The 19,476-nt window shown below is 72.5% G+C and carries 13 protein-coding genes and 2 pseudogenes; 12 read left to right on the plus strand and 3 right to left on the minus strand.

Features of this window, described 5'->3' with window-relative positions:
• The first annotated feature begins 79 nt into the window (after positions 1–79).
• Together IG54_RS0135135 and IG54_RS0135140 are read left to right on the plus strand one after the other, a co-directional pair.
• The gene (locus tag IG54_RS0135135; protein ID WP_234336466.1) at positions 80–352 is read left to right on the plus strand and encodes a hypothetical protein; all 273 of its coding nucleotides are present in this window, start codon (positions 80–82) and stop codon (positions 350–352) included.
• 23 nt (positions 353–375) lie between these two features.
• Entirely contained in the window at positions 376–1,473 is a 1,098-nt protein-coding gene (locus tag IG54_RS0135140) for a hypothetical protein (protein ID WP_030794459.1), read from the plus strand.
• Here IG54_RS0135140 and IG54_RS0135145 read toward each other — a convergent pair.
• A complete protein-coding gene (locus IG54_RS0135145) occupies positions 1,470–2,411 on the minus strand; it encodes a tyrosine-protein phosphatase (protein ID WP_030794462.1) in 942 nt (313 codons plus the stop codon). The genes IG54_RS0135140 and IG54_RS0135145 overlap by 4 nt on opposite strands.
• 316 nt (positions 2,412–2,727) lie before the next feature.
• Between IG54_RS0135145 and IG54_RS0135150 the strand changes: the two genes are divergently transcribed.
• The 3 genes from IG54_RS0135150 to IG54_RS0135160 all read left to right on the plus strand — a co-directional run bounded on the left by IG54_RS0135150 (position 2,728) and on the right by IG54_RS0135160 (position 5,655).
• Positions 2,728–2,931, plus strand: coding sequence for a cold-shock protein (locus tag IG54_RS0135150; protein WP_030794464.1), 204 nt, complete (start codon positions 2,728–2,730; stop codon positions 2,929–2,931).
• A gap of 158 nt (positions 2,932–3,089) precedes the next feature.
• Complete coding sequence (locus IG54_RS0135155) at positions 3,090–4,649, plus strand: DEAD/DEAH box helicase (protein ID WP_030794467.1); 1,560 nt, start codon at positions 3,090–3,092, stop codon at positions 4,647–4,649.
• A gap of 160 nt (positions 4,650–4,809) precedes the next feature.
• Positions 4,810–5,655, plus strand: coding sequence for a pentapeptide repeat-containing protein (locus tag IG54_RS0135160; protein ID WP_030794470.1), 846 nt, complete (start codon positions 4,810–4,812; stop codon positions 5,653–5,655).
• A 163-nt stretch (positions 5,656–5,818) separates the two neighbouring features.
• Here the strand turns inward: IG54_RS0135160 and IG54_RS0135165 are convergent.
• A pseudogene (locus tag IG54_RS0135165) lies at positions 5,819–6,673 on the minus strand (hypothetical protein); the annotation flags it as partial.
• A 239-nt stretch (positions 6,674–6,912) separates the two neighbouring features.
• Here IG54_RS0135165 and IG54_RS0135170 point away from each other — a divergent pair.
• Positions 6,913–7,710, plus strand: coding sequence for a S1 family peptidase (locus IG54_RS0135170; RefSeq protein WP_030794476.1), 798 nt, complete (start codon positions 6,913–6,915; stop codon positions 7,708–7,710).
• A gap of 235 nt (positions 7,711–7,945) precedes the next feature.
• Complete coding sequence (locus IG54_RS0135175) at positions 7,946–11,071, plus strand: endo-alpha-N-acetylgalactosaminidase family protein (RefSeq protein ID WP_030794479.1); 3,126 nt, start codon at positions 7,946–7,948, stop codon at positions 11,069–11,071.
• Between the two features lie 26 nt (positions 11,072–11,097).
• On the opposite strand, the gene IG54_RS0135180 is transcribed toward IG54_RS0135175, so the two are convergent.
• The gene (locus IG54_RS0135180; protein ID WP_030794482.1) at positions 11,098–12,852 is read right to left on the minus strand and encodes a glycoside hydrolase family 35 protein; all 1,755 of its coding nucleotides are present in this window, start codon (positions 12,850–12,852) and stop codon (positions 11,098–11,100) included.
• Positions 12,853–12,993: 141 nt separating this feature from the next.
• Between IG54_RS0135180 and IG54_RS0135185 the strand changes: the two genes are divergently transcribed.
• The 5 genes and pseudogenes from IG54_RS0135185 to IG54_RS0135205 all read left to right on the plus strand — a co-directional run.
• Positions 12,994–13,902 carry a helix-turn-helix domain-containing protein gene (locus tag IG54_RS0135185; protein WP_030794485.1) on the plus strand — a complete coding sequence of 303 codons (909 nt, stop codon included), beginning with the start codon at positions 12,994–12,996 and terminating at the stop codon, positions 13,900–13,902.
• Between the two features lie 11 nt (positions 13,903–13,913).
• A complete protein-coding gene (locus tag IG54_RS38725) occupies positions 13,914–14,297 on the plus strand; it encodes a chorismate mutase (protein WP_030794488.1) in 384 nt (127 codons plus the stop codon).
• A gap of 85 nt (positions 14,298–14,382) precedes the next feature.
• Entirely contained in the window at positions 14,383–16,980 is a 2,598-nt protein-coding gene (pepN, locus tag IG54_RS0135195; RefSeq protein WP_030794491.1) for an aminopeptidase N, read from the plus strand.
• An 828-nt stretch (positions 16,981–17,808) separates the two neighbouring features.
• A complete protein-coding gene (locus tag IG54_RS0135200; RefSeq protein WP_030794494.1) occupies positions 17,809–18,663 on the plus strand; it encodes an NAD(P)H-binding protein in 855 nt (284 codons plus the stop codon).
• Positions 18,664–18,862: 199 nt separating this feature from the next.
• Positions 18,863–19,476: pseudogene (locus IG54_RS0135205) on the plus strand (aspartate aminotransferase family protein); the annotation flags it as partial.

A 19,476-nucleotide genomic window follows, 5' to 3' on the forward strand; every position in this document is an offset into this window, starting at 1 on the left:
TACCGCCGGGGTCCGACACTATTGACTAAAAGTCAATTCAGGACCACTCTCGGGACCCGGACCCAGCCCGGGAGGCGGAGTGAGCACCGAAACGCCGGAACAGCGGGAGCGACGGGAGCGCCTGAGTCAGCGGGAGCGCCTGAGCCCGCGAGAGCGCCTGAGCCAAGAGCTGCGGGACGAACCACCCCCGTCCTTCGACCAGTTGACGCCCGCTCAGCTCGCGGCGCTGGCGGACGCCCTGGAGCGCGAGCGCGAGGGCCGGGCGGCGGGACTGAGCGAAGCCGCGGAGGAGGCGCTGAAGCTGGTGCCCGCCCTGGCCCGCGGCCCCGTACGCCGGATCCTCTTCCGATAGCCGAGGCGAGCGAGGAGTTCAGCATGGACAAGCTGCGCGGCAGGGCCGAGACCCTCAAGACCGCCCGCCTCCTGGACGTCGAGCCCGAGACGCTCGCCTTCCTGCGGACACTGCCCGCCGAGGACGTACGCCGCTTCCGCGCCAGTTGCGTCGCGGCGCTCTTCGACCGGGCGCCCGACATGCTCGACCGGATCGCGGCCGCCACCAAGCTCGTCCCGGCCGGCGTCGCCGCCGCCATCTCGCAGAAGGCGCTCGGCCCGCGCCTGGCCGCCGCCGTCGCCGGACGGCTCGAACCGGCCCGCGCCGCCGACATCATCGGAAAACTGCCGGTGTCCTTCACCGCCGAGTCCTGCGCACACCTCGACCCCCGGCGGATCCAGGGCATCGTCGACCGGCTCGACGAGAACCTCCTCGTACGCGTCGCCGTGGCCCTCGCCGAACGCGGCGACCACCTCACCATGGGCCGCTTCGTCGGCCACCTGCCCGACTCCGCGCTGCGCCGCATCCTGCCGCAGGTCGACGATGCCACCGTCCTGCGGACGGGCTTCGCGATCGAGGAACCCGAACGGCTCGGCCGGATCGTCGAGCTGATGGGCCGGGACCGTCTCGCCTCCGTGATCGGCTCAGCGTCCGCGGCGGGCCTGTGGCCCGAGGCGCTGGCCGTCGCCGGCATGGTGACGGGGGAGCAGCGGGCCCGCATCGCCTCGCTCGCCGCCGCGCAGCCCGAGGAGCGGCTCGACTCCCTGGTCGCCATGGTGGCCGGGCAGGACCTGTGGGAGTCCCTGCTGCCGCTGGTCGCCCTGCTGGACGAACAGGAGCGCAGGACGGTCGCGGCGCTGCCCTCCCTGCGGGGCGCGGACGTCCTGGGCGGGGTCGTGCGGGCGGTGGTGGCCACCGGGCTGTGGGCGGAGTTCCTGCCCCTGGTCGGCGCGCTGCCGGAGGACTCCCGCAAGATCGTCGCCGACGCCGCGGGCACCCTGCCCGCCGCCGACCTGGACGCACTCGCCCTGGAGGTCGACAAGCGGGACCTGTGGGAACTGGTCATGCCCCTGATCGAGCTGATGGACGACGAGGCCAAGACGCGGATCTTCGAACTGCCCGCGTTCCAGCAGCCGAGCTAGCCCACCATGCGGTGGCGCAGCTTCAGGAGGGTGGCCGCGTCCAGGCCGAGGCCCTCGGTCAGGTAGCCGCGCAGGCCGCCGTACCGCTCGGTCGCCTCGTCGAGGGCCGCGCCGAGGTAGTCGGTGCGTACCTCCTGCAACGGGATGATCAGCTCCGGATTCCGCATCGTCCCGCTCTGCCTGAGCGCCTCGCGGAGCCGCGCGTCGTGGGCGGAGCGGTAGGTGTTGGAGGCCAGATAGTCGTCCACGGCCGTCCTGTCGGGCACGCCGACGAGCCGCAGCAGCAAATACGTCGCCCAGCCGGTGCGGTCCTTGCCCGCCGTGCAGTGGTAGAGCAGCGGGGAGCGGCCGAACGCGATCTCGCGCAGCGTCGCCGCGAACTGCGCGCGATTGGCGCTGTCGGTGACGAAGGTGCGGTAGACGTCCCGCATGAACGCCGCCGCCCTGCCGCCGCCCAGCATCTCCTCCTGCTTGACCGGGTCCCGGGAGCCGATCGCCGTGAGCATCCGGGTGAACAGGCCGTTGTCGGTGATCGGGCGCGCGATGGGGGCGACCCCCGCGGGCAGCCGGTCCGGTCCGTCGTACTGGACCTCGGCCGGCACCCGGAAATCGACCGCCTGCTTCAGGTCGAGCCGGGCGAGCACGGCGAGGTCGGCGTCGGTGAGCTTGCTGAGGGAGTCGGCCCGGAAGACCTGGCCGAACCGGACCCGCTCACCGTCATAGGTGCGGTAGCCGCCCACGTCGCGTACGTTCACGGCGCCCTGGAGCGGAATGTGGCGGGCGGCGCCGGTGGCCGCCGGGTGGTACGGCTGGTGCGAGGCGTGCGGGGGAGCGCCGGACGCCACGGGCTCGGCGTGGGCCGTCCAGGCGGGCAGGGCGCCGAGGACCAGGGAGGAGATCGCGAGTCCGGCTGCCGTTCGGGTGCGTGAGACGCGCATCGGGCCGCCTTCCGATCGGGGAGGGGAACGTAGCGAGGTCTCCCGCAAGGGGGAAGGGGCATGCGCCAAGGGGCGGGGGAGAGGGGCGTCGCCGGGGTCGTGGCGTACGTCTCGTGGGCCCGGGAACAACCGCCCCGCCGACCGTGTTAAAGTTATGTGTTGCAGTTTTGGTACCCATGAACTTTATGTGCGCCTGACGGGAATGCTCCGAGGGCGCATTATTGTTTTTCCGGTTCTCTCCGGATGGGGTCATTGCGGCGCTGGAAAATCACAATTCCGTGGTTTTCCATACTCTGCCCCTGTTGAGGAGATTGACATGGCAACCGGCACCGTTAAGTGGTTTAACTCGGAAAAGGGCTTCGGCTTCATCGAGCAGGACGGCGGCGGCCCCGACGTCTTCGCCCACTACTCGAACATCGCGTCCTCGGGCTTCCGTGAGCTGCTCGAGGGCCAGAAGGTTTCCTTCGAGGTGACCCAGGGCCAGAAGGGCCTTCAGGCCGAGAACATCATTCCTGCCTGATCACCGCAGCGCGCGAACCTCACAGCCGAGGCCCGCACCGGAAGGTGCGGGCCTCGGCTTGCGCTGTCATCGGGCCCGACCGGGCCCAGAGCCGCACAGCAGGCTCCAAGGTCCGGAATCAGTGTCCGGAAGTCCAGCGACCAGGAAGGCATTACTGCATGAACCGCTCCGACCGCCCCGCACGCCCTGCCCGTAAGCGGCCCGTGAACGCCGCCGGAAAGGGCCGGCCGACCGGTCAGGCGAAGGGCTCCGCGCACGGCGCGAAGAAGCCCGGAAGCCGTAAGCCGAAGCCGGCGCAGGGCGGGGAGTTCGCGCTGCCCGAGAGCATCACGCCCGCGCTGCCCGCCGTCGAGGCCTTCGGCGACCTGGACATGCCCGAGGCCCTCCTGAAGACGCTGGCGGCCCAGGGCGTCACCGCCCCCTTCCCGATCCAGGCAGCCACCCTGCCCAACTCCCTCGCCGGGCGCGACATCCTCGGCCGCGGACGCACCGGCTCCGGCAAGACGCTGGCCTTCGGCCTCGCGCTCCTCGCCCGCACGGCCGGGCAGCGCGCCGAGTCGAAGTCGCCGCTCGCGATGGTCCTGGTCCCCACGCGCGAGCTGGCCCAGCAGGTCACGGACGCCCTCACGCCGTACGCGACGTCGGTGAACCTCCGCATGGCCACCGTCGTCGGCGGCATGTCGATCACCCGGCAGTCCGGGACGCTCCGCCGCGGCGCCGAGGTCCTGGTGGCGACCCCCGGCCGCCTCAAGGACCTCATCGAGCGCGGCGACTGCGACCTCTCCCGGGTGCGTACGACCGTCCTCGACGAGGCCGACCAGATGGCCGACATGGGCTTCATGCCGCAGGTCACCGCGCTGCTCAAGCAGGTCGAGCGGGGCGGCCAGACCATGCTGTTCTCGGCGACGCTCGACAAGAACATCGACCGGCTCGTCCGGATGTTCCTCACCGACCCCGTCGTGCACTCCGTCGACCCGTCCGCGGGCGCGGTGACGACGATGGAGCACCACGTCCTCTACGTCGCCGACGAGACGGACAAGAAGGCCGTCGCCATGCGGATCGCCGCCCGCGAGGGCCGCGTGATCATGTTCCTGGACACCAAGCGTGCCGTGGACCGCTTCACCAAGCGGCTCCTCGCCAACGGCGTACGCGCCTCCGGCCTGCACGGCGGCCGCTCCCAGCCGCAGCGCAACCGCACGCTCGACCAGTTCAAGACCGGCCAGGTCACCGCGCTGGTCGCCACGAACGTGGCGGCGCGCGGCATCCACGTCGACGACCTCGACCTGGTCGTCAACATCGACCCGCCCGCCGACCACAAGGACTACCTCCACCGCGGCGGGCGCACCGCGCGCGCCGGTGAGTCCGGCAGCGTCGTCACCCTCGTGCTCCCCGAGGAGAAGCGGGACATGACGCGGCTGATGTCCGACGCGGAGATCCAGCCCCGCACGGTGCGGGTCTCCTCCTCGGACGAGGAGCTGGTACGGATCACCGGCGCGCGGGAGCCCTCGGGCGTACCGGTGGTCATCGAGACGCCGCAGCCGCAGCAGCCCGCGCAGGCCTCCTCGCAGCGGCGGCGGCGCCCCCGTGGCGGGGGCGGCGCTTCCTCGGGTGCCTCCGGGCAGGGACAGCAGCGTCGGGCTCCCCGTGGGGGCGGGCGCTCCGGGTCCGGGTCCGGGTCCGGTGGCGGCGCCCAGGGGGGCCGCCGCAGGGCGGCGTAGTCTTTCGGCTCTCCCGCCGTGGGGGGTCTCCGCCGCTCCGCGGCGGGGCTTCCCCACCCACCCACCCGTTTACCCCGCGTGGACACGCCAGGTAGGGCGGCGAGCTGCGCCGTCGGTCCACGCGCTCGCACCGTACGAAGTTCTGAGAAGGAGCCCTCCCATGGCGTCGGAGCGCGAGGCCCTCGCGTTGATCCCGCTCGAAGGCGACCCCGCCCGCCTCCGTGCCGACTGCGGCAGCTGCTTCGGGCTCTGCTGTGTGGCTCTCGCCTTCTCCGCGTCCTCGGACTTCGCCGTCGACAAGGACGCCGGCAAGCCCTGCGCCAACCTCCAGCCGGACTCCCGCTGCGGCATCCACAGCGACCTGCGGGACAAGGGCTTCCGGGGCTGCACCGTGTACGACTGCTTCGGCGCGGGCCAGCACGTCTCGCAGGGCACCTTCGGCGGGCGCGACTGGCGCAAGGATCCGGCCACCGCCCAGCAGATGTTCGCGGTGTTCCCGATCATGCGGCAACTCCACGAACTGCTCTGGTACCTGACCGAGGCGCTCACCCTCCCGCAGACCGAGCCGATCCGCGCCGACCTGCGCAGGTGCCTCGCCCGGACCGAGGAACTGGCCCAGGGCACCCCCGAGGCGATCACCGACACCGACGTCGCCGCCCACCGCGAGGACGTCAACGTCCTCCTGCTGCGCACCAGTGAACTCGTACGCAAGGGCATCGGCGGCAAGAAGAAGGAGCGCAGGGGAGCGGACCTCTTCGGCGCGCGGCTCAAGGGCGCCGACCTCAGGGGCGCGAACCTGCGCGGTGCCTACCTCATAGCGGCCGACCTGCGCGACGCCGATCTGCGCACGGCCGACCTGATCGGCGCCGACCTGCGCGACGCGGACCTGCGGGGCGCCGACCTCACCGGCGCGCTCTTCCTCACGCAGTCACAGGTGAACGCGGCCCGCGGCGACGACCGCACCCGCCTCCCGGCCTCCCTGACCCGCCCCTCGCACTGGTCGTAAGCCCAAGCGCGCTAGGGCCTGTCCGGCGGATCAGGCCGTACTTGGGTGGCGGTGACCTTTCTGCTCTGGTGAGCGGGGTCTGGTGCGTCGAGATGCAAGGCGGAGGAGGGCGGCAACGCGATGGGGGCGCCCCCTGCTCGAGCGAAGCCGAGAGCTTGGGGAAGCGGGCCGGCACACGGATCCGCTGGCAGCACGTGGGGCAGGGGAACGACACCCGCAGCGCGCCGAGGCCGTCGGTCGAGAAGGCGTACGTCCCGTCCCGCGTCCCCGCCTCGGGCGGCGTCCCCGCGCTGTGCTCCCGCGCGTACCGCCGGTCCTTCGCGTACCGCCGTCTGCCCGCCCGGCCCGCCGCCGTCAGCGGCGGCCGCTGTTCGTCGCGGCGGGCGTGGGCGAGCCCCTTCGTGTACGCCGTGTACGCCTGCGCGCTGGTGAACCAGGTCTCCGGGGCCTCGCCGAAGGCCAGCGCCCGCTTGGCGAGGACGTAGCCGAACTCCTCCGGCGTGAGGTAGCCGAGCTTCTGCGAGGAGGCGCCGTCCTCGCGGTAGGCGTCGAGGAGCAGCCAGCCCGCGCCCAGGTACGCGGCGGCCGTGTCGGTGAGGATCTCGTTGTCGCGGGTGCCGGGGAACGACAGGTCGAGCCGGTGCAGATACACGTGCATGACTTCGTGGGCGAGCGCCGCCCCGATGTCCCGCCGATGGGTGCGGAAACGGTCGTTCAGCTCGATGAAGTACTCGGGGCCCGCGGCCAGTTCGACGGACGCGGCGTGTTCCATCGCGCGGAAGCTGACGATCACGCGGGCGTCGGGCAGCCGCAGGTGCCGCACCATCGCGCGGGCCACCCGCTGCACACCCGGATAGAGGTCGTCCTGGTCGCCGAAGGCCACGTCGACGGGGGCGACGCTGGTGTCGAAGGCGTGGACCGTGTCGTACGAGAGGCGTTTGTAGAGCGCGGTGATGGCGGCGCGCACGGTCTCCAGATGGGGGTAGCCGTGCACGACAGGTCCGCCGCCGACCGTCACGCCCGCACCCCCTGATGTCAGCCATCGGGACACCGCAACTCGGCTCCACTGTACGGCCGGTGGCGGCGAGGGGAGCGGCTCGTGCGGCATGTCCTGGCCGGAAATAGCCCCTTGCCTTGAGCGGACACCGATCTCCATAATCCGGGGCAACGCTTTGTCGGGCTCATGCCATCCGGGCGATCCGTGCGGCCGGCGGGGTCCCTTGCATGCCCCAACAACCCCCCACGAAGGGCAGACAATTGAAGACCAAGCTGCGTGGCGTCAAGAGAGCCGCCACCCTCGGCACGATCGCGCTCGCCACCCTCAGCCTCCAGCCGGTGGCCGCGTCCGCCGCCCCCGACCCGGCCCCCCAGCCGAGCGAGCGTATCGTCGGAGGGACCACCGCCAAGCAGGGCGAGTTCCCGTTCATGGTCCGTCTGTCGATGGGCTGCGGCGGCTCCCTGTACGCCAAGAACATCGTGCTGACCGCCGCCCACTGCGTGGACGGCTCCGGCAACAACACCAGCATCACCGCCACCGCGGGCGTCGTCGACCTGCGCAGCTCCTCCGCGATCAAGGTCAAGTCCACCAAGGTCCTCCAGGCCCCCGGCTACAACGGCAAGGGCAAGGACTGGGCGCTCATCAAGCTGGCGAAGCCCATCGACCTGCCCACGCTGAAGATCGCCAAGGACACCAAGTACAACAACGGCAACTTCACCGTCGCGGGCTGGGGCGCCGACCGGGAAGGCGGCGCCCAGCAGCGCTACCTCCTCAAGGCGACCGTGCCGTTCGTCAGCGACGCCGACTGCAAGGCCGCGTACGGCGCCGACCTCACGCCCGGCGAGGAGATATGCGCCGGCAACCTCGCCCAGGGCGGCATCGACACCTGCCAGGGCGACTCGGGCGGCCCCATGTTCCGTAAGGACGAGGCCGGCGCGTACATCCAGGTCGGCGTGGTCAGCTGGGGCAACGGCTGCGCTCGGCCGAAGTTCCCCGGCGTCTACACCGAGGTGTCGACGTTCGCCACGGACATAGAGAGGGCGGCGGCGGGACTCTGACGTCCCGCGGCACCGAAGCGGGGCGCCCACGCTGGTGGGCGCCCCGCTTCGGCATGGGGAGGCCCGCTTCGGCATGGGCAGGCCGCTTCGGCACGGGGGAGGCCCGCTGCCGCGTGGGGCGGCCCCGGCTCCCGACGGTAAGTCCAACACCCGTCACCGCTTTGTCCATAGGCGCATCAGCCCCGCCCGGCGCATCGTGATCGGCACCGAGAACCGACCCGTGGAGGGGTGCCGCATGCCGCCGTCAGACACGTCCGGGCCGAGCCGCCGAGCCGTGGTCGCCACCGGGGCGATCGCCGGGGTGGGAGCCGCCCTCGGAGTGGGCTCCACCGCGTCCGCCCACGCCGCCACGGCCCACGCCGCCACTGCCCTCGGCACCACCGCCGAACCCCTCGCGGACGAGGTGACCCTGCGCTCCGCCCACCTGGACGTCCGCGTCGCCACCGGCTTCCCGCGCGTCGTCTCGTACACCGACCGCGCGAGCGGCGCCGTCCTGCACGGCCGCCGGGACGCCGTCACCACCGTCCTCATCGACGAGAGCGCGCACACTCCGAAGGTCACCGCGAGAGCGGGCCGGTCCCGCATCACGTACGTACTCGCCTTCGACGGCGGCACCCGGATCGACGCCGAGATCGCGGTCGAAGGCCGCCAGGTCCACTGGCGCGTCACGAGGATCGCCGACACCGACGCGCTGCGGGTCGGCACCCTGCGCGTTCCCGGCCTCGCCCTGCTCTCCGTGCGCGACGACCAGCCCGGTGCCGCACTCCTCGCCGCCCGGGTGCAGCTCGACCAGGCCAAGAGCGGCGACACCCTGGTCCGGCCGGACAAGGACACGCCCGCCGAGGCGCCCGTCGGATGCGCGTACGCCGTCGTCGCGCACGACACCCTGGGCGGAGCCGTCGAGACGAACACCGTCTACGACAAGCCCACCTCCCAGGCAGGCACCACCTGGGACAACGGCCGCCTGTGGCGCGAGACAGTGCGAACGGCCGACTACGTAGAGGCCCGCCTCACCCCGGGGCAGTGGACCCACCGCGCAGCGACCGCGCCCCTCGACGCCACCGAACCCCTCCCGTACGCCACCGTCGTCATCACCGGCGACCGCAACGGCGACGGCAAGGTCGACTGGCAGGACGCCGCCATCGCCTTCCGCGACATCATGGTGACCCCCCTCGGCGCCGACGAACAGCATCTGCGGGTCGTCCCGCACATCCCCTTCAACTTCGCCTCGCAGGCCACCAATCCGTTCCTCACCACCCTCGACCACGTCAAGCGGATCCACCTGGCCACCGACGGACTGCGCCAGTACACGCTCCTGAAGGGCTACCAGTCCGAGGGCCACGACTCCGCCCACCCCGACTACGCGAACAACTACAACACGCGCGCGGGCGGCCTCGACGACCTCAACACCCTCGTCCGCGAGGGCAGGAAGTGGCACAGCGACTTCGGCGTGCACGTCAACGCCACCGAGTCCTACCCCGTCGCGAACGCCTTCTCGGAGAAGCTCGTCGACAAGACCGACGAGCAGTGGGACTGGCTCGACCAGAGCTACCGCATCGACCAGCGCCGCGACCTGGTCTCCGGAGACATCGTCCAGCGCTTCGCCGACCTGCGCGCCCAGACCGGCCACGGCCTGAACACCCTCTACATCGACGTCTTCCGCGACTCGGGCTGGACCTCCGACCGCCTCCAGCGGGCCCTGCGCGAACAGGGCTGGATCGTCACCACCGAATGGGGCCACGGCCTCGAACGCTCCGCGATCTGGTCGCACTGGGCCACCGAACCCGACTACGGCGGCGACACCTCGCGCGGCATCAACTCCCGCCTCATCCGCTTCATCCGCAACCACCAGAAGGACGTCTTCGCCGACAAGTGGCCCACCCTCCTCGGCATCGCCCGCATGGGCAACTTCGAGGGCTGGGTCGGCAAGACCGACTGGCACGCCTTCTACGACCTGATCTGGACCCACTCGCTGCCCGCCAAGTACCTCCAGGCGTACCCCATCAAGACCTGGGACGAGCACGAGATCACCTTCTTCGGCCCCACGCGGACCGCCGTCACCGACGCCTCCGAAGGCAAGCGGCGCATCACCACCGACGGACACCTCGTCTACGAGGACGGCCGATACCTCCTGCCCTGGGAGCCCCGCAAGGCCACCGACCCCGCCAAGCTGTACCACTACAACCCCACCGGCGGCGCCAGCACCTGGCGGCTCCCGCGCGCGTGGGCGACCCGCTCCCGCGTCGCCCTGTACCGGCTCACCGACCAGGGGCGCGTCTTCGAGTCGTACGTCTCCGTAGCGAGCGGAAAAGTCACCATCGAGGCCGAGCCGAAACAGCCCTACGTCCTCTACCGCGAGCGCGCGGCCGCGCTGCCGGACCCGAAGTGGGGGCAGGGCACCGCACTGCACGACCCCGGCTTCCACTCCGGCTCCCTGAAGGGCTGGAAGGTCAGCGGGCCCGCCACCGTGAAACGCGGCGCGCTCGGCGATCACGAGCTGGTCATCGGCGCGGGCGCCGCCGCCTCCGTAGGACAGCGGCTCGCCCGCCTCAAGGCAGGCACCTACGTCGCGTCCGTCCAGGTCGAGGTCGGCGAGCGGGCGGGGGAGCGGCGCAAGGCCTCCCTGGAGGTGCGCACCCCCGACGGCGTCACCGCGGCCAACTTCACCCACACCTCCACCGCGGGCAACCACGTCGCCGCCGACCGCAAGCACGGCACCCGCTTCCAGCGCATGTTCACGCACTTCACCGTCCCCGAGGGCGGTGGCACCGCCGAGCTGACCCTGCGCGCCGAGGCGGGCCACGCGCGCGTGCGCTTCGACAACGTACGCGTCGTCGCGGCCCACCCCGTCAAGCGGCCCCGCAACACCCTCGTCCACGAGGATTTCGAGCACGTCCCGCAGGGCTGGGGGCCCTTCGTGAAGGGCGACGCGGGCGGCGTCACCGACCCGCGCACCCACATCGCCCAGCGCCACGCCCCGTACACCCAGCGCGGCTGGAACGGCAAGGCGATCGACGACGTCATCGACGGCACCAACTCCCTGAAGTCCCGCGGCGAGAACACCGGCCTCGTCTACCGCACCGTGCCGCACACCGTCCGCTTCACCCCGGGCAGGCGCTACCGCGTCTCCTTCCGCTACGAGAACGAGAAGGCGGGCCAGTACGCCTGGATCACCGCCGTCGACGCCCCCGACCCCCGCGAGACGGACCGCGCGGAACTCCCCGCCACCACCGCGCCCACCACCCTCACCTACGAGTTCACGGCACCCGCCGAGGGAGAGGCCTGGGTCGGCCTGCGCAAGACCGGCGACGACGGCACCGCGGAGTTCGTGCTCGACGCGTTCGAGGTGAGCGAGGTCTGAGACCTCTGAGGGGGCGGCCCAGGCCCTCAGGACAGGGTGAGTGCCGCCCCGGCCGTCCCCTCCAGCTCAAGCACCCACACCTCGTTGCTGCCCTCCCGCAGCACGGGACCCGGCACGTACAGCGTCCGCTGCGGGCCGATCGACCAGTAGCGGCCCAGGTTGAAGCCGTTCAGCCAGACGAAGCCCCGGGTCCAGCCGGGGAGTTCGAGGGTCGCGTCGCCGGGGGCGGTGATCTCGACCGTGCCCCGGTACAGGCCGGGGCGGCCCTCCGCGGCGCCGGTCGCGGGGATCCCCCGTACCGCCGACGGCACGTCGAACGCGTCGAGCCGCAGACCCCGCGCCCGCACCCCGTGCAGATACTGCCGCTCGTGGAGGATCCCTCCGGTGACCCCCTTGGTCTCACCCGTGCGCGGCCCGTAGTTGACCCGGCCCAGCGACTCCACCCACAGCTCCACGCGCGCGTGCCCGGCCACCGGGGTCTCCAGCACGGGCGCGTCCTCGGTCAGGACACCGGCCCGCTCCCCGTCCACGTACACGACCGCCAGATCGCGAAGCCCCCGCACACTCAACGGATACGGCCCGCGCGGGCCCGGCACCGTCACGGTGTAGCGCACCAGGCCGCGGTCCACGTCCAGCTCTTCGAAGGAGGGCGGTACGGCGTATTCCGCCTCCGGGGTGCCCAGCCGCTCCAGGACCGTGTCCAGCGGCGACCAGTCGGTGAGCACCGCCGACACGCGGGCACCGAGGGCCGGCGGGGGAGGGGGCGGCTCGGGCAGCGGCCCGGACGCGTACGGGGCGAGGACCTCCCTGAAGCGCCAGAACTTCGCCGTCGCACGCCCGGACTCGTCGATCGGCGCGTCATAGTCGTACGACGTCACGTCCGGCTCCAGCGGCCCGTCGTGCAGAGCGCCCCCGCCCCGGTTCGCGCCCGCCCAGCCCGCGAAGTTCGAACCGCCGTGCGTCATATAGATGTTCACCGACGCCCCGCACTCCAGAATCTCCCGCAGCGCCGCCGCCGCGTCCTCGGCGTCCCGTACGCAATGGTCCGCACCCCAGTGGTCGAACCAGCCGCACCAGAACTCCATGCACATCAGCGGCCCCTTCGGCCGGTGCGCGCGCAGCGTCCCGAAGCCCGACCGCGCCCCCGACCCGAAGTTCGCCGTCGCGAGGACCCCCGGGATCGAGCCACCGGTCAGCATGTGGTCCTCGGGCCCGTCCGAGGTGCACAGCGGCACCCGCACACCCTCGGCACGTAGCAGAGCGGCCAGCCTGCGCAGATACACCTGGTCCGAGCCGTAGCTGCCGTACTCGTTCTCGACCTGCACCATGATCACGCAACCGCCCTCGGGGCCGCCGTACTGGCGCGGCACGACCTCCCGCAGCAGCCGCCCGAACCAGCGCTCCACATGCGCCAGATACGCCCCGTCACGCGTGCGCACCCGCGCTCCCAGCGCACCCGTCAGCCAGTGCGGCAACCCGCCGTTCTCCCACTCCGCGCAGATGTAGGGCCCCGGGCGGACGATCGCCCACAGACCCGCCGCCCGCGCCGCGTCCAGGAAACGACCGAGCGCCGACACGTCACGGAACACGCCGGGACGCGGCTCGTGCAGATTCCACGGCACGTACGTCTCCACACAGTTGAGCCCCATCGCGCGCAGCATCGCCAGCCGGTGACCCCACTGCTCCTCGTGCACCCTGAAGTAGTGCAGCGCGCCGGAGAGCAGCCGCACCGGACGCCCCTCCAGCTCGAAATCGTCCTCGCCGACCCTGAATGCGCCCATCGCGTCCCCCTCCGTCCCGCCCGCCTCCGTACCGCACGCCCACGATCACCTCTGGCGGGCGGCGGGGTCCATGGACAAAGATCGGGTCCCGTTGGACGCAGCGAGCGGGCCGGCGCGGCCCGCACCGGAAGGGGCATGCGGTTGTACCACACCTGGATGCGGTATTTCACTCCCAGCCCGACCCACCACCGGCTCGGCCTCGCCTGCCTCGGCGTCGGCCTCCAGCACGGCCTCCTGCCGACCGTCGGCCCCCGCACCCTCGACCACCACGTCGCCGTCGTCATCAGCGCGGGCGGCGGCTGGTTCCGCGGCCCCGACGGCAGAGCCACGACGGTGACCGCGCCCGCCCTGATCTGGCTCACCCCCGGCGTACGCCACCACTACGGGCCCGACCCCGACACCGGCTGGGACGAGTGCTTCGTCGACTTCACCGGCCCCGCCACCACCACGTACACCGAACTCGGCTACATCGAACCCCACCGCCCCGTCGTGCCGCTCTCCGACGCGGCGGGCGCCCGGGCAGCCGTCGGCCGCATCGCCCGCGCCGCCCGCCGCGGCAACCCCCTCCTCGAAGTCGAGACCGGCGCCGCCGTCCACGAACTCCTCGTCGCCCTGCGCCGCGCCCGCGCCGACATCGCCCCCGACGGCGACCCCGTACTCCAAGCGCTGGCACGCGACGCGTTCCGGCCGCTGACCGTCGCCGAACACGCCGCCCGGCACGGCATGACCCCCGCCGAACTGCGCACCGCCGTGCGGCGCGGCGCCGGATGCAGCCCCAAGGACTACCTCCTCGGCATCCGCCTCGGCCGCGCCAAGGAACTCCTCGCCGCCACCGAACTGCCCGTCGCCGCCGTCGCCCGCCGCGTCGGCTACGACGACCCCGCCTACTTCTCCCGCCTCTTCACCCGCCGCGTCGGCACCGCCCCCGTCCGCTTCCGCGAACAACAGGGCCGGGCCGTCCCCGGCGGCTGGTCCCAGCAGATACCGGACCCCGAGCACCCGCCGATCCTGCGCTCCTCCGCGGCGGGCGGTCCCGAACCGGCAACGTAGGCTCGTGGCCCATGAACACCAGCCACACCAGTGACGCGAACGGCGTCCCCGCCTCCGACGCGAGCGCACTCCCCGCCCCCGACGCGGCCGTGTCCCCTGCCTCCGACGCCGCCGTGCGGGCCGAGCTGTCCCGGCTGCGCGACAGCATCGACAACATCGACGCCGCCGTCGTCCACATGCTCGCCGAGCGCTTCAAGTGCACCCAGCAGGTCGGCCACCTCAAGGCCAACCACCACCTGCCGCCCGCGGACCCGGACCGCGAGGCCCGCCAGATCGCCCGGCTGCGCGAACTCGCCGAGAGCGCCAAGCTCGACCCCGCCTTCGCCGAGAAGCTGCTCAACTTCATCATCGCCGAGGTGATCCGCCACCACGAGACGATCGCGAAGTCCTCCTAGAGCCGAAGTCCTGCTAGAGCCCGCCCCGGCGGCGCGGAGATCTTCGTCCTACACCGCGGCCACCGCCATCGGGCAGCATGGCCCCATGCCCGCACTGACGCGCGACGAAGCGCAGACCCGAGCCCAGCTCATCGACGTCCACCGGTACACCGTCGAGCTCGACCTGACCCAGGCGGCGGACCCCGCCCGCGAGACCTTCGACTCGCGTACCGTCATCCGGTTCGCCACCCGCGCCGACGGCGCCACCTTCGTCGAGCTCAAGCCCGCCGAACTGCGCTCCGCCACCCTCGACGGGCGCCCCCTGGACCCGGCGGACCTCGTCGACAACCGCCTCCCCCTCGACGCGCTCACCGCGGGCGAGCACGAACTGCGCGTGGACGCCGCGATGCGCTACTCCCGCACCGGCGAGGGCATGCACCGCTTCACCGACCCCAGCGACGGCGAGACCTACACGTACTCCCAGCTGTTCCTGGAGAACGTCCAGCGCGTCTTCGCCGCCTTCGACCAGCCCGACCTGAAGGCCACCTTCGAGCTGACCGTCACCGCCCCCGCGGGCTGGACCGTCCTCGCCAACGGCATCACCGAACACCAGGGCGACGGCACCTGGCGGGCCGCCACCACCCCGCCCCTCTCCACCTACCTCGTCGCCGTCGCCGCCGGGCCCTACCACTCCGTGCGCACCGAACACCGCGGACTGCCCTTCGGCATCCACTGCCGCCGCTCCCTCGCGCCCTTCATGGACGCCGACGCCGACGAGATCCTCGACATCACCCGCGCCTGCTTCGACCGCTACCACGAGAAGTTCGACGAGCCCTACCCCTTCGACTCCTACGACCAGGCGTTCGTCCCCGAGTTCAACGAGGGCGCCATGGAGAACCCCGGGCTCGTCACCTTCCGCGACGAGTACCTCTTCCGCTCCGCCGTCACCGACACCGAGCGCCAGTCACGCGCCATGACCATCGCCCACGAGATGGCCCACATGTGGTTCGGCGACCTCGTCACCCTCAGGTGGTGGGACGACATCTGGCTCAACGAGTCCTTCGCCGAGTACATGGGCTTCCAGACCATCGCCGAGACCAGCGCGGGGGCCACCACCGGGACCACCACGGGGGCGAGCACGGTGGCCACCGCCGGGACCACCCGCTCCAGGGACCCGTGGACCGCCTTCGGCATCGCCCGCAAGGCCTGGGGATACGACGCCGACCAGCGCCCCTCCACCCACCCCGTCGCCCCCGACCCGCACGCCGTGCCCGACACCGCGTCCGCGCTGCTCAACTTCGACGGCATCTCCTACGCCAAGGGAGCAAGCGCCCTGCGCCAGCTCGTCGCCTGGCTCGGCGAGAAGGACTTCCTCGCCGGCATCAACACCCACATCGCACGGCACAAGTTCGCCAACGCCACCCTCGACGACTTCATCGACTCCCTCGCCCACGCCACCGACCGGGACGTACACGCCTGGGCCAAGGCCTGGCTGCGCACCACCGGAGTCGACACCCTCACCCCGAAGGTCCTGCACGCCGGACGCGAATGGACCCTCACCCTCGACCGCGACGCCGGCCCCGGCGCCCCCGACGGCGGCCGCCCCCACCGCGTCGCCGTCGGCGTCTACGACCGCGACCTCTCCGGCGCCCCCGCCCTGGTCCTGCGCGAGCGCTACGAAACCGACGTCCCCGCCACCGAGACCGCCCCGCCCCGCGACGGCGGCCGCCCCGCCCTGATCGTCCCCAACGACCAGGACCTCACCTACGCCAAGATCCGCCTCGACGACACCTCCCAGGAGACCGCGCTGCGCGGCCTCTCCCAGGTCCCCGACGCGCTGACCCGCGCCGTCCTGTGGAACAGCCTGCGGGACATGGTCCGCGACGGCGAACTCGACGGCGGCTCCTACCTGACGGCGGCCCTCGCCCACCTCCCCGAGGAGAGCGACCTCGCCATCGTCCAAGGCGTACTCGCCTTCGCCACCGCCCACATCGCCGACCGCTACACCGGCCCCGGCGAGCGGCCCGCCGCCCTCGCCGCCCTCGGCGAACTCTGCCGCGACCTGATCCGGCGCACCGAGGACGGCTCGAACCCCGGCCTGCGTCTCACCGCGGTCCGCACCGCCATCGACGTCGCCACCCAGCCCGCACCCCTCCAGGTGTGGCTGACCGAGGGCACCGTGCCCGGCGGCCCCGAACTCGACCCCGAGCTGCGCTGGCGCGTCCTCGCCCGGCTCGCCGTGCTCGACGCCACCGACGAGGCGGCCATCGCCGCCGAGCTGACCAGGGACCCGAGCGCCACCGGCCGGGAAGGCGCCGCCCGCTGCCGGGCCTCGCTGCCCGACGCCGCCGCGAAGAGGGCCGCGTGGGAGGCGATGTTCGCCTCCGACGAACTGTCCAACTACCTCCTCAGAGCCACCGCGCAGGGCTTCTGGCAGCCCGAACAGGCCGACCTCCTCCAGGAGTACGTCCCGCGCTACTACGAGGACGCCGTCACCGTCGCCGCCCGGCGCGGCCCCGCCGTCGCCGACATCGTGGGCCGCTGGGCCTTCCCCGCCCCCCTCGTCGACGCCGAGACGCTCCGGCTGGGCGAGCGGTGCCTGCGCGACGCGGACCCCGTCCCCGCCCTGCGCCGCAAGTTCGTCGACCAACTCGACGACCTGGCGAGGGCGTTGCGGGTCCGCCAGGGCGCGGGCGAGGGCTGACCGAGGTCTGCGGACGTAGGTCCGGGGGCCTACTCCCCCTGGTCCCAAACGACGATTCGGTTCCCGGTGGTACCGGCCTAGGCTCGATCAAGAGCCGGGCCGGAACCGCCGGCACGGCTGCCGCCACCAGGACCCTTAGGGCCAGCGGGCCAGCGGGCCAGCGGGCCAGCGGGCCAGCGGGCCAGTGGGTTGTCGGGACGACCGGCTTCGGGGTACTCGGCTGTTGGGTTACCCGGTTGTCGGGGTGACCGCCTTTCGGGTACTCGGCTGTTGGGTTACCCGGTTGTCGGGGTGACTGGCTTTCGGGTACTCGGTTGTCGGGTTACTCGGCGTCGGGGTGACTGGCTTTCGGGCGCTCGGCTGTCGGGCTGCTCGGTTGTCGGGGTGACCGGCTTTCGGGTACTCGGCTGTCGGGTTACTCGGCGTCGGGGTGACTGGCTTTCGGGCGCTCGGCTGTCGGGTTACTCGGCGTCGGGCTGACCGGCTTCCGGCCACTCGGCCGTCGGTTACCCGGCTGTCGGGCTACTCGGCCGTCGGATATCCGGCGTCGGGGTGACCGGCTTCCGGGCGCTCGGCTGTCGGGCTACTCGGCTGTCGGTTATCCGGCGTCGGGCCACTCGGCCGTTGTTAATCCGGCATCGGGCACTCGGCCGTCGGGCTGACCGGCTTCCGGCCAGCCGGCCGTCGGTTACCCGGCGTCGGGCTACCGGGCCATCGGCCATCCGGCCTAGGGCCATCCGGCCCAGGCCCACCCGGCCCCCCGCCCACCGGCCCCCCATGGCTCTCCGGGTCTCAGGCGCGCACGCTCAGGACCAGAAGGAGCCAGCCGTGATCGTCGTCACCGGAGCCACCGGAAACGTGGGCCGCGCCCTCGTCACCCACCTCATCGCCGAACAGGCCCCCGTACGCGGCCTGACCCGCTCCCCGGAGCGCGCCGGCCTGCCCGCCGCCGCCCAGGTCGCCCGCTTCGACCTCTCCGGCGACCAGCCCGAACCCGCCGACCTCGCCCCGCTTTTCGACGGCGCCACCGGCCTCTTCCTGCACCTCAGCGCCGGCGGCACCCACACCGAGGCCCTGCTGGAAGCGGCCCGCGCGGGCGGTGTCCAGCACGTCACCGTCCTGTCCTCGGGCATCGTCCAGGACGGCGCCGACACCAGCCACCCCCTCTACATCGCGCACGCCCAGCTCGAAGCGAGCGTCGCGGCGAGCGGCCTCGCCCACACCTTCCTGCGGCCCAACGCCTTCGCCACCAACTCCCTCCAGTGGGCGCCCCAGATACGTGTCGGCGACACCGTGCGCGGGCCTTTCCCCGGCGCCGTCACCGCCCCCATCCACGAGGCCGACATCGCGGCCGTCGCCGCCCGCACCTTCCTCGACGACGGCCACCAGGGCGCCGTCCACCGCCTCACCGGACCCGAGGCCGTCACCACCGAGGAGCAGATCGACATCATCGGCGCCACCCTCGGCCGCACCCTGCGCTTCATCGACGTACCGGCCGAGGAAGTCGGCCCCGACCTCTTCCCGCACGTCCCGCCGCAGATGCTCCCCGCCCTCCTCGCCTCCTTCGCCGAATCCGTCGGTGTCGCCCCGGAGATCACCAACACCGTCGAAGCCGTCACCGGCAAGCCCGCCCGCACCTTCGCCCAATGGGCACAGGACCACAAGAGCGACTTCCGCCCCTGACCCCCCACCGTTCCTGACCCCCCCACCGTCCCTGACAGATCTCCGTGTCGGCCGGAGCGCCTAGCACCCCGGCCCGCACCGACACGTTTTCTCCGCACGGCAGTACCACTTTCGGGTTCGGTTCGCCGAAGTATTCGGGCACGCCGCTCATGTGGCGTACAGGCTGGTGCCCCTGTACGCACACCCGGAGGGCATCCCGATGAGTACCCCGCGCACCCCGCCGCCCCTCGCCGGAGGCGCCCAAGGGCCCGACGCCCTCAGGCCGTTGCTCGCGGCCACCCTCGACGCCCTGCGCGACGGGGCGGCGGCCCGGGGCGGCCCCCTCCCCGCCGGCGGCCCCGACGCCGTCACCGCCAGGGTCCGCGCCGCCGCCGAACCCGTCCTGCCCGAGCACGGCACCGGCCCCGAAGCGGCCCTGCGCACCCTCGTCCACACCCTCGCCGCAGGCGCCGCCGACCCCGCCGACCCGCTGTGCGCCGCCCACCTGCACTGCCCGCCGCTCGCCGTCGCCGCCGCCGCGGACCTCGCCGCCTCCGCGCTCAACCCCTCCATGGACTCCTGGGACCAGGCCCCCGCCGCCTCCGCCCTCGAAGCCCTCGTCACCCGCGCCATCGCCACCCGCATCCACCCCGGCGCGGACGCCCTCGTCACCACCGGCGGCACCGAGTCCAACCAACTCGCCCTGCTCCTCGCCCGCGAAACCCCACCCGCCCAGAGCACAGGCACCCCCGTACGCCTCGTCGTCGGCGCCAACGCCCACCACTCCCTGCCCCGCGCCGCCTGGCTCCTCGGCCTGCCCCCCCCCCTCCCCCC

Origin of the sequence: Streptomyces sp. NRRL S-920, from assembly GCF_000717945.1 — a bacterium.
Taxonomy (GTDB): Bacteria; Actinomycetota; Actinomycetes; order Streptomycetales; family Streptomycetaceae; genus Streptomyces; species Streptomyces alboniger.

Excerpts from the sequence above, each read along its gene's own strand:
- IG54_RS0135140 (WP_030794459.1), top strand. The coding sequence starts at position 376 with ATGGACAAGCTGCGCGGCAGGGCCGAGACCCTCAAGACCGCCCGCCTC.
- IG54_RS0135145 (WP_030794462.1), bottom strand. The coding sequence starts at position 2,411 with ATGCGCGTCTCACGCACCCGAACGGCAGCCGGACTCGCGATCTCCTCC.
- IG54_RS0135150 (WP_030794464.1), top strand. The coding sequence starts at position 2,728 with ATGGCAACCGGCACCGTTAAGTGGTTTAACTCGGAAAAGGGCTTCGGC.
- IG54_RS0135155 (WP_030794467.1), top strand. The coding sequence starts at position 3,090 with ATGAACCGCTCCGACCGCCCCGCACGCCCTGCCCGTAAGCGGCCCGTG.
- IG54_RS0135160 (WP_030794470.1), top strand. The coding sequence starts at position 4,810 with ATGGCGTCGGAGCGCGAGGCCCTCGCGTTGATCCCGCTCGAAGGCGAC.
- IG54_RS0135175 (WP_030794479.1), top strand. The coding sequence starts at position 7,946 with ATGCCGCCGTCAGACACGTCCGGGCCGAGCCGCCGAGCCGTGGTCGCC.
- IG54_RS0135180 (WP_030794482.1), bottom strand. The coding sequence starts at position 12,852 with ATGGGCGCATTCAGGGTCGGCGAGGACGATTTCGAGCTGGAGGGGCGT.
- IG54_RS38725 (WP_030794488.1), top strand. The coding sequence starts at position 13,914 with ATGAACACCAGCCACACCAGTGACGCGAACGGCGTCCCCGCCTCCGAC.
- pepN (WP_030794491.1), top strand. The coding sequence starts at position 14,383 with ATGCCCGCACTGACGCGCGACGAAGCGCAGACCCGAGCCCAGCTCATC.